This window comes from Flavobacterium saccharophilum, from assembly GCF_900142735.1.
Classification (GTDB): Bacteria; Bacteroidota; Bacteroidia; order Flavobacteriales; family Flavobacteriaceae; genus Flavobacterium; species Flavobacterium saccharophilum.
In genome coordinates this window covers 22,728-37,832 of the sequence record NZ_FRBY01000004.1, presented here as the reverse complement: position 1 = coordinate 37,832, position 15,105 = coordinate 22,728, and the positions used below count along the sequence as shown (strand labels likewise).

8 protein-coding genes are annotated in these 15,105 nt (G+C 35.9%); all 8 read right to left on the bottom strand.

Features of this window, described 5'->3' with window-relative positions; all coding sequences use genetic code 11:
• Nucleotides 1-20: 20 nt before the first annotated feature.
• The 8 genes from BUA98_RS13495 to BUA98_RS13460 all read right to left on the bottom strand — a co-directional run bounded on the left by BUA98_RS13495 (nt 21) and on the right by BUA98_RS13460 (nt 14,863).
• Nucleotides 21-1,982 (bottom strand): glycoside hydrolase family 97 protein, encoded by a 1,962-nt coding sequence (locus BUA98_RS13495; RefSeq protein ID WP_072973375.1) that lies wholly within the window; start codon nt 1,980-1,982, stop codon nt 21-23.
• Nucleotides 1,983-2,045: 63 nt separating this feature from the next.
• Nucleotides 2,046-4,226: a GH92 family glycosyl hydrolase gene (locus BUA98_RS13490; protein ID WP_072973373.1), complete on the bottom strand. Its 2,181-nt coding sequence runs from the start codon at nt 4,224-4,226 to the stop codon at nt 2,046-2,048.
• 28 nt (nt 4,227-4,254) lie between these two features.
• Complete coding sequence (locus BUA98_RS13485; protein WP_072973371.1) at nt 4,255-5,685, bottom strand: glycoside hydrolase family 125 protein; 1,431 nt, start codon at nt 5,683-5,685, stop codon at nt 4,255-4,257.
• Nucleotides 5,686-5,800: 115 nt separating this feature from the next.
• Nucleotides 5,801-7,606, bottom strand: a complete 1,806-nt coding sequence (locus tag BUA98_RS13480) for a glycoside hydrolase family 2 protein (protein WP_086065306.1) — start codon at nt 7,604-7,606, stop codon at nt 5,801-5,803.
• 141 nt (nt 7,607-7,747) lie between these two features.
• The gene (locus BUA98_RS13475; RefSeq protein ID WP_072973367.1) at nt 7,748-8,929 is read right to left on the bottom strand and encodes a glycoside hydrolase family 76 protein; all 1,182 of its coding nucleotides are present in this window, start codon (nt 8,927-8,929) and stop codon (nt 7,748-7,750) included.
• 57 nt (nt 8,930-8,986) lie between these two features.
• A complete protein-coding gene (locus tag BUA98_RS13470) occupies nt 8,987-10,111 on the bottom strand; it encodes a SusE domain-containing protein (RefSeq protein WP_072973366.1) in 1,125 nt (374 codons plus the stop codon).
• 28 nt (nt 10,112-10,139) lie between these two features.
• Nucleotides 10,140-11,762, bottom strand: coding sequence for a RagB/SusD family nutrient uptake outer membrane protein (locus tag BUA98_RS13465; protein ID WP_072973364.1), 1,623 nt, complete (start codon nt 11,760-11,762; stop codon nt 10,140-10,142).
• Nucleotides 11,763-11,773: 11 nt separating this feature from the next.
• Nucleotides 11,774-14,863 (bottom strand): SusC/RagA family TonB-linked outer membrane protein, encoded by a 3,090-nt coding sequence (locus BUA98_RS13460; RefSeq protein WP_086065304.1) that lies wholly within the window; start codon nt 14,861-14,863, stop codon nt 11,774-11,776.
• Nucleotides 14,864-15,105 lie beyond the last annotated feature (242 nt).

Genomic DNA, 15,105 nt, shown 5'->3' with positions numbered 1-15,105 from the left:
TTGTAATGCAATATTTCCCTTTAAATTTCTTCTAAAACAGCGGCCCAACCGCCATTTTTCACCATTTTAACTTCTATACTTTCATTACTTTTTATAGTAAAGTCCTTTTTTCTGTAATCCATTGCCTGATAACCCGCATTGATACCGTCTTCAAATGAAGTTACTTTATACGATTTTCCCGCTTTTAAGAAGCTTAGATTTAATTTAAAAGTTCGCTCTTTTTCAGCGTTGTTGGTTATTCCGCCAATAAACCATTTTGAACCTTTTCTTTTGGCTACAATGGCGTATTGCCCGGCTTGCGCTTCCAGCGCTACCGTTTCATCCCAGGTTGTTGGAACTGAGGTTATAAATTCGGTACATTCTTTTTCGCGGTAATAATTTGTTGGATTATCAGCAAGCATTTGCAAGCCGCTTTCAAAAACTACAAATAGAGCAAGCTGATAAGCACGGGTTCCAATACTGGCAGAGTTAGGTCGCTCCGATCTGTAAACTTCAGGCTGCATGCTGATCATTGCTCCTGGCGTATAATCCATCGGACCAACGGCGTTGCGCATAAAAGGAAGATATACACTGTTATCTGGTTTACAACCTCCCATTTGCTCCATTCCTCTTACCCCTTCATACGAAATCAGGTTTGGGTATTTATATTCTAAACCAGACGGTTTAAAAGCACCATGAAAATCAACCAAGATTTGATATTTTGCAGCTTCTTTTGCAACCTTTTCGTAATAATTAACCATCACCTGATCACTGCGATCCATGAAGTCAATTTTTACTCCGGCTACTCCCCATTCTTTAAAAGTTTTAAAAAGTTCCATGTTTTTTTCTACAGTCAACCAAGTTAACCATAATACGATGCCAACGTTTTTCTCTTTCCCATAACGAATCAATTCCTGAACATCAACATTTGGATTAGGCGAATAAGGATCTTCTGTACTTTTAGCCCAGCCTTCATCCATAATGATATATTCAATACCGAATTTTGAAGCGAAATCAATAAAATATTTGTACGTATTTAGGTTATAACCCGACACAAAATTCACATCCGGGCCATATGGAGTTGCACCGTTCCACCATTCCCAACTCGCCTGACCCGGTTTGATCCAGGATGGATCCTGAACCTGACTTTTTGGAGCCAATTTTAAAGTCATCGTGTTTTCAATTAGCTGTTTGTCATTTTTAGTAATGACAAAATAACGCCACGGAAAACTTCGCGTTCCGGTCGTTTTTGCAATATAATCTGCTTCTTTTAAAATTTTAAGGCTTCTGTCTCCGTCTGGCCCAAAATCTAAAGGTGCTTTTGGAAATGTTGATACAACGCCGCTTCCAGTTCCTTTTAAAAACATTCCCGGATAATCAGACAAATCCGACTCACTGATTAATATTTTGTATTGTTTTTTTGAATCTGCCAAAACGGGAAGTGTTGACATTTTATCAGAAGATTTCCAGTCACTGGCATTTAAATGTGAATATTCTTCTTCATAAGAAGTTTTAAAACTTTCCGCCTGCTGCAAATGAAGTAAATAATCCGTTGGGAAATTAACCGAGAAATCTTCGTTTAGTATTTCAATTTCTCCTTTTTTGGCTGTTATAAATCGATACGCCACACCTTCATCAAAAGCACGGAATTCAACTGAATATCCACCTTTAAAATTCAGCAGCAAATAATTATAAATATTTGCTACCGTTGAAAATTTAAGCGGAATGGCCGGTTTTATAACTTCATTTACTTTTCCGGTTTTACTTCCAGTTACTTTCGGATTTAGTCCTAAAATTTCATTTTTAAGCACCAAGCCCAAATGATTCTTTGCCGCTAATTCTTCATTTCCTGCTAAAATCGAATAATAGATTTTATCGCCTAAAGTGATTGCTATTTTTAATTCACCATTTGGCGATGCTACTTCAAAATTTGTTTTTTGAGAATAGGCATTAGAAATTCCCAAAAGCAATAAGAGACAAGCAATTAATTTTAAATTTTTCATGAAAACATTTTTATATAAATAACGTCCCACGAAAAATGGGACGTTATTTTATTACTATATCTATTACTTCGTTATGACTTGTATTTCGCCACCATTTTTAAACAAATCGTGCGAAATGAAATAACCATCAATTTTAGTGTTGTTTACTTTAATGGCTTCTAAATCTCTTTTTCCGTTAGGATTTTTTATCGTTACTTTTTTTCCTGCCGGAGTTGTCCAGGCTACTTCTTTAAAAATAGGAACAGTGACAATATACTCGGGATCGGCAGGTGATAACGGGTAAAGTCCTAATGCACCAAACACATACCACGAGGACATTTCACCCGCATCATCCATACCACTCATAGCCAGTTTTTCTGGCCCAATTCCGTACATTGTATCTAAAATTTCGTCTATTCTTTTTTGCGATTTTTCAGGCTTGTTTACAAAATAATAAGAAAACGGTGCTTCATGATCCGGCTGATTTCCGTGGCAATATTGTCCAATAAAACCAGAGATATTCCACGCGATATAACTTGGATTCCAGGGTTTTGTAAAGAACTCGTCTAATTTTGCCTCAAAAGGTTTTGCCCCGCCATAAAGCTGCACTAAGCCCGGCATATCATGAGGAACAAAAAAGGATAGCTGCCATGCATTTGCTTCTCTGTACATATATTCATAATAAGGAAACTCAGGATTAAAAGGCGTTATCCATGAACCATCTGCCAATCTTCCTCTCATAAAAGTGGTTGATTTGTCAAAAACGTTTGCATAATTTTTAGACCGTTTTACCAAATCATTATAATGCTCTGTATCATTTAACTCTTTGGCTAATAACGAAAGTGCGTGATCGTCATAAGCATATTCTAAGGTTTTAGTAACAGCGGCATTTGCTATTGTTTCTACTTTTGGATCTTTAATATCTTGTTCCGGAACATAACCTTTAGCAATATATTCCGCAATATGAGGTCTTGTTCCGCCTTCTTTATAAGCGTTGTTCAATAATAACTGATATGCTTTTTTAACATCATAATTCCTGATTCCTCGCATATAAGATCCTGCAATAAAAGAGGCTGCGTGATCTCCGTGAAAGAATGTCGGAATAAAACCTTTTATTTCTCCTTCGTTAATAATAGAACTGATCACATCAGCCGTAACATCCGGAGAAAAAATACTTAGCAGAACTAGTTTATTTCTGTAATCATCCCACAAGGAAGGCAGTGTGTAATAGTGGTAATTTTCTTTGCGTACTTTACCGGCTTCATCAATAAATTGCCCGTTTACATCGCTTCGTAAAGCAGGCCATAAAAATGATCTGTACAACATGCTATAAAACATAACATTTTGTTGTTCTGTTCCACCTTTTACCTGAATTTTAGAAAGCATGTTTTCCCACTTGGTACTTCCCTCATCAAAAACTTTTGCCAGCGTTTTGTCTCCTACCTCAGCTTTTAGATTTTCAGCTGCATTTTCTGTGCTTACAAAGGACAGTGCGATTTTAACCGTAACGGGTTTAGTATCGCCGTCTTTAATATTTACTAAAGTATAACCGCCGCTTTTTGCGATATCCTTGGTATCTAATTTTTCAATTGGACTGCTCAAAGTCGCATAAAAATATATTTTTTCGCCTCCCGTTCTTTGAAAACCACTGACTGCATTGGCGCCTTCCATCTTAATTTGCCAGTCGTCTACACGATTGTTTGCTTTACCAAGATCAAAAAGCACTTTTCTGCCTTTATTGTTTTTAAAAGTATATTCGTGTACACCGCAACGAAGCGTTGAAGTCAGTTTTACCTGAACATCATAATCTTTTAAATATACTTCATAATATGCCGGACTTGCTTTTTCCTGATCGTGGCTAAATGATGATTTGTACGGAAAAGAAGCGCCATCCGAAACTGGTAAAAGCGGAATATGACACAAATTCCAATGGCCTTTGTTGGTATGTGTAAAACCTAAAATTTCTGTATCTTCATATTCGTAGCCCGCACCGGATCTGTATTTTGTCATCGGACTTAACTGTACCATTGCGTTTGGAACAGAAGATCCCGGAAAAACCAAACCTGCCCAGACACGCATATTTGCCGGCGGTGTGTAACCAATTATTTTAGTGTCCAGTAAAGGTGCGGTTCCAATAAACGGATTTACCAATGCCGTATACTTTCCTTTTGAGAGACCTCCACCAGATTTCTGAGCTGCCGCATTAAAGCCAAAAATGGACATAGATAGGGCCGCAAGAACTATATTCTTGTTAAATTTTATCATTTTATAAAAAATTAAAATCGGTTAAAAACTATAACTCAAGTAATTTTGGATTCTTTTTATAGGTATCCCACAACAATTCTCCAAACAAGGTATTTGTCCATGCAAACCAGGATCTGGTGAAATTTTTAGGATCATCTTTGTGAAAAGATTCATGCATAAAACCGGTATCGCCATGTGAACCTTTCAGCATTCTGATACATTCTTTTATTTCATTTTGGTCAGAAGTGGTATACGCTCTCATGACAAGTGACATAGGCCAAATCATATCCATACCAACGTGTGGTCCGCCAACTCCCTCGGCTGCTTTTCCTTTAAAGAAAAACGGATTATCTTCTGAAAGAATAAATTTTCGGGTATTTTGATACGTTGGATCATTAACGTCAATCGCATCTAAATACGGTAAACTTAACAAACTCGGCACATTAGAATCATCCATTAATAAATGACCTCCAAAACCATCCACTTCAAATGCAAAAATATCTCCGTATTTAGGGTGTTTAACCACGGCATGTTCTTTAATAGCTTTTGCTACCTCTGCTCCTAAATCTCTTAATTCTTTTGCAGTTGCATTGTCTTTTTTAATGGTTTCCAACATTTCTGCAGCCTGATTCATACTGGCTACAATAAAAAAGTTCGACGGAATCAGGAAAGAAAAAACAGTTGCGTCATCACTCGGCCTGAAAGCCGAACAAACAAGACCAACCGGTTTAACCGGATATCCATAACCTTTTAATGGTCGTGTATCTGTAGCGAATTGTGTTGTTCTTTGAAAGGTATAAGGATTCTTACCACTCTTTTGTTGTTGATCTCTGAAAACCTTAAGCGTTGCTTTAATTGCTTTTACCCAGTTTTCATCAAAAGGAGCAACATCTCCTGTATTTTTCCAATAATTGTATGCCAATCTGATTGGGTAGCAAAGCGAATCGATTTCGTATTTTCTTTCGTGAACACCTGGTTTCATATCGGTGTGATCTGTTGTCCACTCCCCTTTTTTATTTGGATCGTTATAAAATGCATTCGCATACGGATCTTTCAAAATGTATTCTGTTTGCCTGTTTATTACACCTGCAATAAGATTTTTTAACTTTGAATCTTTTCCGGCGAAAGCCATATAAGGCCAAACCTGAGCAGAACTATCCCTTAACCACATGGCATCAATATCACCCGTTATAACGTAAGTGTCTGGTCGCCCATTTTTTTGTGAATAGGTTACGGTAGTATCAAGGGTATTTGGAAAACAGTTGTTGAATAACCATCCTAATTCTTTGTCTTTTACATTTTTTTGAAACTCAGCGATTGTTTTTTCTATAAAATCGCTCTCAAAATTTCTTTTGTCTTTAGCAACCCTCACAATCGGGAACTCTTTAATCGCTTTTGTACCAGCAACTATTTCCATAGGATCTATAAGCGCCAAGCTGCTAAATAAAACGGTGTTTTGGATAAATTTTCTTCTTTCCATTTTGTGTATTTTAAAATTGTAAAAGATTAGTTTACCTATATATTCAATACATAGAGAGCAATAAAGGTTAATAACACAAAATCTTTCAACAATGGTGTACTATTATAAAACTTAATTATTTAATAGAATTAATTACTTCTTGGTTTATTTTATTTACTTCAGAAAAATTCATTTTATCTACTTTACGATCGTATGTCATAAAACCGTTTACTTCTCCTTCAACATCAGTTGTCTGCGTATATACAGCTGCCGAAAATCCTACTTTAGCCAATTTAATTAACTGATCAGCATATTCTTTATATTTCGCTGTAGTTTCGTCGGTATTTTTAAACTGTGTATATCCCCAATTTTTATCTGTTTGCCAAAGATGACCTGTTACCGGAAGACCTATTCCGCCATATTCTCCTAAAACAGTAATTCTGCGGGCATCGTATAATTTTAATTCCGGTCCCGGATAATGATGAATGTCTAAAATATCTCCGGTTTGAAAGTGATTTCCTCCACTTGAAGAATTGACTAATCTGCTCGGATCGTGATTTTTTGTCCATTCTGTAATTTCAACCGTTTTGAATTGTCCCCAGGCTTCATTAAACGGAACCCAAACGACAATACTTGGATAAGAATATAAATTATCCATAATCTCGCGCCATTCTTTTTTGTATGTCTCTTCAGATTGGGCTGTTCTTTTTAGTTCAGTACCTTCAAAATATTTATGCATTTGCCAAATTGGGCCTTCATCACCGCTTGGCATATCCTGCCAAACCATAATTCCAAGTTTATCACAGTGTGTATACCATCTTGCTGGCTCTACTTTTACGTGTTTACGAATCATATTAAAACCTAGTTCTTTCGTTCGAACTATGTCGTATTTTAAAGCTTCATCAGTTGGTGCAGTGTATAAGCCATCAGGCCACCATCCCTGGTCGAGAGGTCCAAACTGAAAACAGTCTTTGTTGTTGAGCTGCATTCTTACAATTCCATTGGCATCACGTTTAGAAGATATCTTACGCATAGCAAAATAGCTTTTCACTTCGTCCACTATTTTTCCTTTGCTGCTAAATTTCACTTTAACATCATATAAAAATGGACTATCCGGCGACCATAATTTTGGATTGTTCAGGACAATATCCAAAGTTTGGCCCGCAACCGCTTTTTCAGAAGCAACTACATTTGTTCCATCCAATACGGTAACCTCAACGATATCTCCGTCTGTATTTCCTTCTAATTCTGCATTAATACTAATGGTATTACGATCAATATCCGGTGTTGTTCTTAAATTGGTGATGTGTTTTTTATTTACGGGCTCTAACCAAACTGTTTGCCAGATACCTGTAACGGGTGTGTACCAAATCGATTCCGGATTTTTAACTTGTTTGCCTCGCGGCTGTGTTCCGTCACTTGTTGGATCCCATACTTTTACAACCAGTTTTTGCGATTTACCATTTAAAAATGGTGTTATATTAAAACTAAAAGGAGTAAAACCACCCGTATGCGTACCAATTTTGACATTATTGATCCACACTTCTGTTTTCCAGTCTACTGCACCAAAATGCAATAAAATATCATGATTTTTCCAATTACTATCAATTGTGAAATTGGTTTCATACCAGAGTTCTTTTTCTGATCCGACAGTTTTCATTACCCCGGAAAGGCTTGATTCAACAGCAAACGGAACGAGTATTTTTCCATCGTATCCTTTTGGTGCTGTTTGGCCTACTGGCTGTATTGCATAATTCCACAGACCATTAAGATTTTTCCATTGATTCCTCTCCATTATAGGTCTTGGATATTCAGGTAACGTATGATTTGGGTCTACCTGTTCTGCCCATTTGGTTTTTATTTTATCTCCCTGTGGTTTCCATTGTGCAAAACATGTAAATCCGACAAAAAGAAAAAGTATAACGGTTAATTTATTCTTCATTATGAAATTTTGTTTTTTGAATTCTTAGAAGTATCCTAAAAATCTGTTGTTATATTAGGGCTATCAGAAAAAATAATATAAAACCTGAAGGATTTTTACGTCCTTCAGGTGTTACAAAAATTACTAAACAAACAAACTTACTTAATCAAAATATCCATCTTTATCAAGCTTAGCTGCAGCTTCGATAAGCATTACGCCGCTTAATTGAGTGGTAAGATCTACATTTGCACCAGCGGCAGGAGCCACTTTCCAATTATTTCCTGAAAGCATAGCTGGTCTTAAAATTCCTTTTTTATAGAACGTTTCAGCGTTAAACTTCATAAAATCAGCAAATTTATCTTTATCAGTCGCATTGATAGTTGGATGTTGTGTCAACTCAGTAAAATATCTTACCAGGATGCCTTTAAACAAACCACCATCTCCCTGGCCTTCATCTTTTAAAATACCTTCTGAAACTAATTTAGGGCTTGTTAAAACGGATCTTCCTGATTTAACTGCATCATCAAGATAAGTCTGATCATTTGTTGCTTTATACAATCTTAATCCAGCACCAATCCAGGTTCCCATATTATAGGTAAATACCCAGTCTTTATTAGTGGTAATTACACCATTAGTTTCTGAAATGTTATCCCAAACAAGTCCTGTTACAGGATCTACAAGATTATTTTTTTGCCATGTATAAATTTTCTTAGCCCATTCTAAATCTTGAGGATCCTTATCAATTTCATACAATCTCATGGCAAGAATTACTGCAGGACCATTAGAAACTGCATTTTTTTGCATTGGAGTATCTTGTTTCCAGGTGATACCACCGCCAAAAACATCGCTCCAGCTTAATTTTATTCTTTCCCATAAAAAATCAGCAACTTCTTTATATTCTGCATCTTTTGTTGCATCATAGGCACGAAGACTTGAGTTAGCAAGCCAAAGCATATCGTCGTTAAAAACGTTATTATACGTGTTTCCGTTTTTTACTTTAATTCCTTGTAGCAAAGCTTTCATTTTAGGAATATAGCTTTCATTACCAGTTCTTAAATATCCATCAACAAGAACATCCAGTACGTGAGCATTAGGCCAATAATTGAAAGTGCTGTTTCCTGTATTATTCTGTATATAAGTTCCGTTAGAGCCTAAATAAGTATTTGTAGTAGCAAGCTGTAAGGAATCTGCTGTTTTTGCCCAGGTATATTCAAATTCAGGAGCAACAACCCCATTAGGATCACGTAACGGAATTGGATCATCATCACAAGATGCAGTTAACAACCCCAATCCGGCAATCGCTAAAAACAGGATACTATAACTTTTTGAAAAAAATCTTTTCATACTATTATTATTTAAAAACGTCTCTCAAAGACAATCCCTGAGAGACGTCGGAGTTATTTATAAAATTGTAAAACTGTGTGTATATGCCGTTGCAGCTGCGCTAAAATTAATTTCTGCATTTACATTGCTGTTATCTATTGCAGTAGCAAATTTGAAACAGTTGTTCCAGAAATCGTTTGTTACAGGAACCATATACCAATAAGAAGCTGCTGTGCTTGCATCTGGTCTGTTGTTGTCTCCATTTATGCTGCCATACCATTCTTCAGATGTTGTTTCACCGTTTACAACTGTAAATTTAAATTTGTAACGCTCATCTTTACCCCATGATTCTACTTTGAAATCAATGTGCTTGTTAGCCGCTTTCCAAATACCTCCACCAGAATACGTATATTCAAATAAATAAGAACTAAGTGGCGGGAACCACAATTCAATCTTTTTAATTTCAGTCATAGTCGTAGAACCATCGCTGAAATCAACTTTTATTTTATAGACTTTACTATCTCCGGCATACGTTGTAGCTCCATCTTGTTTTAACTTATCTTCGCTGATATAAAATACTTCAGGTGTTCCATTTTTTCTAGTTATAAATTTGTAGCTACCTGCTTTTAGTTTTGTGTAAATTTCAAATGAAGTAGCGCCAGTTTTTTTGAAAGCCTGCGCATCTGCAACAGTTTCTCCGTTTTCAGAAGCAGTACCTGTAATAAACAACTGGTCCGGAGTTGGGAAACCGCCTGGTCTTTGAACTTCGATAATACCTGATACTGTAGATTTTTGAACATTTAATCCTTTAGTAGAATACACTGTCCATTTTAATTTTCCAATACTTTCAGATTGAATTCCAGCCATTTCAGCAATTTTGTTCAGCTCAGTAAAAGAAATGTTCAATTTGTTTTGAAATCCTTTTCCATCTGATGGAATTGTGTAAACCGGTTTAGAGAAATCGCCGCTTTCACGATCAAAAACTACATCGTAAAGTACTGCTCCGTTATCTTCTGCCTTTGCAGCTTCCCACTCAAAAATAGCAGAACTTTGTGCGCCAAGATCAAAAAATTTATTGTCAGCTGGTGAATAAAGAGCATTAACCGCACTTACATTTGTGTGGCTCATTGTTTCGTCGTTGTCACAGCTTACAAGAAATACTGCGCAAATAACTATTAATAGTTTTGAATATATATTTTTCATATTATTATTTTTTTAGGTTGATTTTATTTTACCAGTTTGGATTTTGGGTTAAATTTGGATTAATCAAGCGTTCGTCTCTTGGTATTGGCCATAAATAATGTTTATCAGGATCAAAAGTTCTTAAGTTGACTCTTAAATACCCGTTATCAACAGAAGACACTCCAAATTTAGCACCGTGTGCATAACCGTTTAATACTACTTCTGCTGTTTTCCATCTTCTAATATCAAATATTCTCAGACCTTCCATTCCAAACTCTGTACGACGTTCGTTTCTTATCACTTCGCGAAGTCCAGTTTGCCCTAATGAACCGTTATAGGCTAATGCTGCACCATCTGTAAATCCTGCGCGGGTTCTTAAAGCTTTAATCGTTTGATCCCAAACTGAGCTATTCATTTGATTCAATTCATTTTTAGCTTCTGCATGCATTAGTAAAATATCAGCATAACGGAAAAGCATTAGGTTTAAACCAGAATTTAAAGATGTAATATGCTGTACATCATAATACTTGCGTGTATAATAACCAGTAGGTGTTGCAGATGATCCCTGAACAAATTCATCTGTAGCATTTCCTGGTGATGTGCCTGGTTTGATATAAATAATATGAGAAGTTCCATCTGCCTCTTTCCAGTTGTATTGATCATACACTACTGTTCCTGTAAGTCTTGGATCTCTGTTTACATATGGATTGTTTTCGTCATAGCCAGAACCTGCTTCATTAATTCTTTTTCCATTTGTCATGATATAACTGTCCACTAATTCCTGAGTTGGAGCCAACGCGTTTAATCTTGCTCCCGCAGATATTGGTGCCATATCAAAAAATTCTCCCCACATTCTATCAATTGGTACATATTGCAAGCTCAGGATATCTTCGCTGCTGTATTCATTTTGCGTTTGAAACAATCCCTCATATGAACCAAATAAGCTGTATTGTCCATAAGTACCTGCAATAAACTGCTCTGTTACCTGAGCCACTTCTTCCCATCTGCTTTCATACAAAAGAACTCTTGCTTTTAAGGCAGCTGCAGCTCCAACAGTAATTTTACCTCTTTCAGCAGCAGCTAATTGAGTATTTTTTGGCAATTGTGGAATTATAGCATTTAATTCGTCCAGTACAAACTGAATCACTTCTGCATGTGGAGTTCTGCTTACTGTAGATGCTTCTTCAAGAGAAGGATCTTTTTTAAGAAGCGGAATGTCTCCATACCATGTAGTTAACTGAAAATGCTGAAACGCTCTTAAAAAACGTGCTTCGGCAGTCATTCTGGCGATTATTGCCGGATTAGCATTTGGCACACGTCCAATATTTTCCAGGATCAGATTACAGGTTTTGATTCCAGAATATCGATCGTTCCACTCTTTTTTTACTCTTGCTGAGGATGGATCGTAAATTCCCGCTCCAATAGAGGCTGCTCCTGCATTATCTCCTCTTCCATTGTATGCATTATCAGATAATGCTTCATTATAAAAGAAGTTCTGACTATTTTGCATTTGCGAATAAGCGGTGTTTAAAAAAGTCTGCGCCTTGTCTACACTTGTCCAATAGTTAGAGTCCGTAAATTGATTTTCAGGTGCCAGGTCGAGGTCTTCACAACTTGCAAAGAGTAAGAAGACTACTGGCAAGAATTTTATTTTTTTAAGTATATTTTTCATCTTATTTTTTTTTAAAAGCCAATATCAATACCCAATCCATAATAAACTAGTGTCGGATATGCTCTTCCACTATTAGCTCCAGAAGGAGACATACTATTATTGAATTCAGAAAGCTCTGGATCAACAAATTTCACTTTAGATAATGTCAAAAGATTTTGTCCTGAAACATACATATGGAACGAACCTATCCCAAGGTTTTTAACTACATCACTTGGCAATGAGTAACCTAACTGAACATTTTTAAGTCTTGCATATGCACCATCATACAAATACATGTCAGATCCGTTTCTAAAGTTATTTGTATTAGATTGTGTACCATTATTAGCCAAACGAGGATATCTTGCATCCGGATTTTGAGGTGTCCAATAATCTAGTTGATGTGTATACATCGTCATACCATAATTGTAATGGAACGGCTCTACAAGTTCTCCCCTAATCATCATTGTTCTTTTTCCTACTCCTTGAATAAAAATACTTAAATCGAAATTTTTATATTCTAAATTGTAAGTTGCTCCGAAAGTATATCTTGGAAAAGGATTTCCAAATACAAATTTGTCATTATCGTCAATCTTACCGTCTTTGTTAACATCAACATAACGGTTATCACCCGGCTGAACATTCAAACCTGCAGGAACTGCTGCACCTTGTATCTGCTCCCAATTTTGAAAATATCCGTCTCTTTTTAAACCAACATAGGAATTAAAAGGTAATCCTTCACGAAGCAAAACTTGTAGTTCTTCAACGCCTGTTAATCTTTCAGATCCACCGCTGTATTCAAGTACTTTATTTTTTGAATCTCCAATGTTTACCATTAAGCTTTGGTTAAAAACTTTTCCTTTATGTCTGTACGTAGCACTAATTTCCCATCCTCTATTTCCAACTTTACCTGAGTTAAAATCAGGAAGACCTGTACCATAAACTCCTGGTACCTGCGGCGGAATAAGAATATCTGATGTTACTTTATCAAAGTAATCAAATGAAAAACTCAAAGCACCTTTAAAGAAATCTGCATCAAGACCTGCGTTAAAAGTCGCAGCTCTCTCCCATTGAAGATCAGCATTCGCGAAGTTATATCCTGTTCCGCTTACACCCTGATTGTTAAATCCGTACGCATTTTGAAAAGTAAAATATGTAGTTTGATATTGATAATTTCCAACATTTTGATTACCGAGAATTCCATAGGAAGATCTTAATTTAATGTTTCCTACCTTATCTCTATAGTTTTCCATAAAATTCTCTTTTGTCAATGCGTAACCCACAGTTGCAGAAGGAAAGAAACCCCATCTTTTATCTTCTTTAAATTTTGATGAGCCGTCATATCTAAAACTAAATTCTGCAAAATACTTATCATTATAATCGTAAGAAGCACGCCCGAAAAGAGAATTAAGACTGTTTTTAGATGAACTGCCGTTAGAATTATAAGAGTTCTCTCCAATAACAGTTTCACTAGTTGGAGTACCTAAGTCAGGATCTGTGAATTTTTTGTAAATTCCGATTCCTCTGTCAGAATGATTTTCATTGGAGTACCCTATCAAACCACTTACGTTATGAACTCCGCCAAAACTCTTTGTAAATTCTACCATGAATTGCGTGTTCAAATCAAGACTTTTTCTGCTTTCATCATTGGTATCCCTGTCAGCACCATAAACTCCCTGAGGAAGGAAATCAACCTGCATTACTCTGCTGTACATGCTTCCATTCCAAACACGTCCACCAAAAACACCTTTTACTTTTAAGAAATCGGTTAATTTATATTCGGCATTAAAAGCTCCAAAAATATCATCATTGTCATATTTTCTAAAACCACCCTGCTCTAATATACCCAAAGAGTTAAATTGCTGCAGCACATCATTGGTCAAATAATTACCATCTTTATCTTTTTGAGTATAGTATAAAGGAACCCTGAACGCATCAACCATCAAAGTTCCGGTACTAGATGAATGATCTGTGATTTTTTGTTTAGAATAAGCTAAAGAAGAAGTTAATTTAAATTTACCATATTCATTAGTAAGGTTAATTCTAAAATTGTAACGCTCCATACCTTTAGTAGGCCCAACAAAATTACTTTGCTGATCTAAATAACCTAACGAAACCAAATAAGTAGAATTATCACCACCTCCTGAAACCGAAAGACTTTGATTTAATTGAAGCGCAGGTCTTACAATTTCATCTGCAAACCATTCTGTATCACCCTTAGCTTTCAGTTCAGCAATTTTTTCTGCTGTAAAAACTGCAGTAGATTCGCCCGAATTAAATGCAGCCTCATTTCTTAACATTGCATTTTCATACCCATGGACAGGTTGTGTAAAGTAATTTGGATTGTTAAATCCGGTAAGGCTGCTATAATTTATAGACATTGGTTTGCTTTTACTTCCTTTTTTGGTAGTAATAAGCACAACACCATTACTAGCTCTCGATCCATAAATAGCAGCACTACCAGCATCTTTTAAAACAGAAACACTTTCTATATCAGCTGGATTCAAGGCATTAATATCACCACCAACGATACCGTCAATAACAATCAGCGGACTGTTATTTCCTAAAGTGCTTATACCTCTAATATTAAGGTTGATACCGGCGCCCGGCTCAGAGTTGGTCTGCTGAATCGTTAAACTTGGCGCTTTACCCTGTAGCGCGAGCGTTGTATTTACGCTTGGTCTTCCTTTAAAAGCCTCATCACTTACCTGATCTATAGCGGCAACAACTTTTTTTCTCTTTTGTGTACCGTAACCCACAACGACAACTTCGTCCAAAGCCGATACATCCAGGTCTAAAGAGACATTAATAGTACTTCTATTGTTTACTTTAACCTCGACTGACTTATAACCAACCATAGAGAATCTTAAAGTTGCATTTGGGTTTGTTACTGCAATAGTATAATGACCGTCAAAATCGGCACTAACTGCACTTTTAGGATTACTCACATCGACTACAGTAGCTCCCGGAAGAGATAAGTTATCGGAAACACCGATGATCACTCCAGTAACCTGGATTTTTTGATTCTGGGCGTATATATTATGCCCCGAACAAATGAGAATAATTATGAAAAAGAAATGCGTATAGAGCATTTTTTTCTTTCTGAAATTTGATTGTTTCATCATAAAAAATTTGGTTAGTTACTACTTAATAAAATAAAAAAAGGAAATTTAAAAGTCATTGAAATCAGATTTCTCAAACTTTTATGGTTAATGAATTAAATAAGTTTTTATCACTTAAAATGTTCCGGATAATCTTAATTGATAAAAATTAAACAGTGCTATATTATTTAATTCCTAACAAACATACTAAAACGTTTTAGTATAAAAAAATTTTTTTTACTATGTATAATTTTAATGTTAATTTT

Coding starts and splice junctions, on each gene's coding strand:
- BUA98_RS13460 (WP_086065304.1), bottom strand. CDS start 14,863: ATGATGAAACAATCAAATTTCAGAAAGAAAAAAATGCTCTATACGCAT.
- BUA98_RS13485 (WP_072973371.1), bottom strand. CDS start 5,685: ATGGAAAGAAGAAAATTTATCCAAAACACCGTTTTATTTAGCAGCTTG.
- BUA98_RS13490 (WP_072973373.1), bottom strand. CDS start 4,226: ATGATAAAATTTAACAAGAATATAGTTCTTGCGGCCCTATCTATGTCC.
- BUA98_RS13465 (WP_072973364.1), bottom strand. CDS start 11,762: ATGAAAAATATACTTAAAAAAATAAAATTCTTGCCAGTAGTCTTCTTA.
- BUA98_RS13495 (WP_072973375.1), bottom strand. CDS start 1,982: ATGAAAAATTTAAAATTAATTGCTTGTCTCTTATTGCTTTTGGGAATT.
- BUA98_RS13475 (WP_072973367.1), bottom strand. CDS start 8,929: ATGAAAAGATTTTTTTCAAAAAGTTATAGTATCCTGTTTTTAGCGATT.
- BUA98_RS13470 (WP_072973366.1), bottom strand. CDS start 10,111: ATGAAAAATATATATTCAAAACTATTAATAGTTATTTGCGCAGTATTT.
- BUA98_RS13480 (WP_086065306.1), bottom strand. CDS start 7,606: ATGAAGAATAAATTAACCGTTATACTTTTTCTTTTTGTCGGATTTACA.